We start from the raw sequence: 524 nt of genomic DNA on the forward strand, positions 1-524 counted from the left end.
GGCTTTGCTTTGGAAACTGAGAATGAGGAGGAAAATGCGGCCGGAAAACTAAAGAAAAAGAACCTGGATTTCATCGTTTTGAATTCCCTGAACGACTCAGGTGCCGGATTCAAATCTGAAACCAATAAAATCAAGATCCTGTTCAAGAACGGAAATATCAAAACCTTTGATCTTAAATCAAAAAAAGAAGTTGCAGAAGATATCCTGAACGAAATTATCCTGTTGAGCAATGAGTAGAGTTTTAGTTTTATTGTTTTTCGTCATGTTCGTTACGGCTACGGTAGGGCAGGAGCTTAATTGCCAGGTGGTGGTAAGTGCGGAAAAAACGGGGCAGGCAAATGCTTCTGTTTTTAAAACGCTTCAAAATTCTCTAACCGAATTTGTTAATCAAACCCGTTGGACCAATAAGGATTTCCTGCCTCACGAAAGAATTAACTGCAGTATGTTCATCAACATTACCAGTTATGACGGGAATAGTTTTTCGGGCACTATCCAGGTGCAATCCTCACGACCTGTTTACGGTT

Annotated in this window: 2 protein-coding genes; both read left to right on the forward strand. The window is 40.3% G+C overall.

Annotation, left to right across the window (positions count from 1 at the left end; translation table 11 throughout):
• Window positions 1-237 (forward strand): phosphopantothenoylcysteine decarboxylase domain-containing protein (locus HC176_RS16000; protein WP_280818698.1); only part of this gene is annotated, 237 nt, incomplete at its 5' end.
• Window positions 230-524, forward strand: a 295-nt coding sequence (locus HC176_RS16005) for a type IX secretion component PorD family protein (RefSeq protein WP_245234923.1), incomplete at its 3' end; no start/stop codon positions are given. The genes HC176_RS16000 and HC176_RS16005, both read left to right, overlap by 8 nt.

This window comes from Tamlana crocina, from assembly GCF_012037625.1.